Annotated in this window: 1 protein-coding gene and 1 pseudogene; both read right to left on the bottom strand. The window is 70.2% G+C overall.

From position 1 onward, the window contains the following. Window positions 1–337, bottom strand: a pseudogene (locus tag CEK68_RS20685) (hypothetical protein); the annotation flags it as partial. Further along, the gene (locus CEK68_RS20680) at window positions 334–1299 is read right to left on the bottom strand and encodes a 5'-nucleotidase (protein ID WP_017907609.1); all 966 of its coding nucleotides are present in this window, start codon (window positions 1297–1299) and stop codon (window positions 334–336) included. The gene CEK68_RS20680 and the pseudogene CEK68_RS20685, both read right to left, overlap by 4 nt. Between the last annotated feature and the right edge of the window lie 121 nt (window positions 1300–1420).

Here is a 1420-nt window from a genome sequence, read left to right as displayed (position 1 = left end):
CGTCGGCCTCGGCGGCGGTTCGCAGGCCAAGTTCTGCTACCGGCACCTGCCGCAGGCGCGGATCGAGGCGATCGAGGCCGACGATGCCGATCCGCCGCGGGTCCGGGCGCAGCAGCAGCGCGCCGAGCATGCTGCGGGTGTAGCCCACCTGCAGCACGTCCGGCCACCAGGTGTACATGCGGCTCTGGGTCACCTCGCCCTTGAACTGCAGGCTGGTGTAGCGCCAGCCGTGGCGCACGTAGGGCCGTCCGGGACGCAGGTCGGCAGGCGCATGCGCTCCCTGCCGCAGCAGGCGGCGCAGCGCGGCCCAGCGGCCGCCGCCGGGCGCCGCATTCACGGCTTGGCGATGTCGTTGGCGACCCCGTGCGGCACATGCCCGGCGGCGACGCGCTCGCGGGCGGCGCTGTCGATGTTGTGCTGCGAATCGTCGAAGAAGATGTCCGCGCCGAAGGCCTGCAGGAACGGGCCCTTGTGGCGGCCGCCGAGGAACAGCGCCTCGTCCAGGCGCACGCCCCATTCGCGCAGGGTACGGATGACCCGCTCATGGGCGGGCGCGGAGCGCGCGGTGACCAGCGCGGTGCGGATCGGCGAGGCCTCGCCGGCCGGGAATGCGGACTGCAGCGCATGCAGCGCCGACAGGAAATTACGGAACGGCCCGCCGGTCAGCGGCTCGCGCGCGTTCTCGCGCTCGTAGCGGCCGAACGCCTCCACGCCCTGCTCGCGCGAGAAGCGCTCGCCCTCGTCGCCGAAGATCACCGCGTCGCCGTCGAAGGCGATGCGCAACTGGGTGGACAGGCGATCGGCATCGATCGCGCCGGCGGCCGCGGCCGCTTCCTGCGCGTGCTCGCCGGGCGGCTTGGGCAGGATGGTCGCCGCGGCGATGCCGTGGCTGAGCGCGCGGCGCACCGATTCCGGGTTGGCCGAGAGGAACAGATCGGTACCGAACGGCTTGACGTAGGGCCAGGTCGCCTCGCCGGAGGTGAAGGTGGCGCGGACGATGCCCAGGCCGTAGTGCTGGATCGAATTGAAGATGCGCAACCCGGTATCGGCGGAATTGCGCGACAGCAGGATCACCTCCACCGGCGGCGTCTCCGGCGGGGTGCCCTGATTCAGCGCCAGCAGCTTGCGCACCACCGGAAACGCCACCCCGGGCGCCAGCACATCGTCCTCGCGCTCGCGCTGATACGCGCTGTACGCCTCCACCCCCTCCCGCTCGAACAGGGCATGGCCCTCTTCCAGATCGAACAGGGCGCGCGAGGTGACCGCGACGGTGAGCAGACGTGGGGAGTTGTCGGACATTTTGGGCTGTGAGTGGGGAATCGGGAATGGGGAATAGGGAAAAGCGGTTTGCGGGCGTGGAAGTTATCCAGGGAAAGGGAATTGTCAGGAAACCGCTCTTGCGATTCCCCATTCCCGATTC

Origin of the sequence: Xanthomonas sp. LMG 12461, assembly GCF_009192935.1 — a bacterium.
Taxonomy (GTDB): Bacteria; Pseudomonadota; Gammaproteobacteria; order Xanthomonadales; family Xanthomonadaceae; genus Xanthomonas_A; species Xanthomonas_A sontii.
This window is presented reverse-complemented; position numbering and strand designations above follow the sequence as displayed.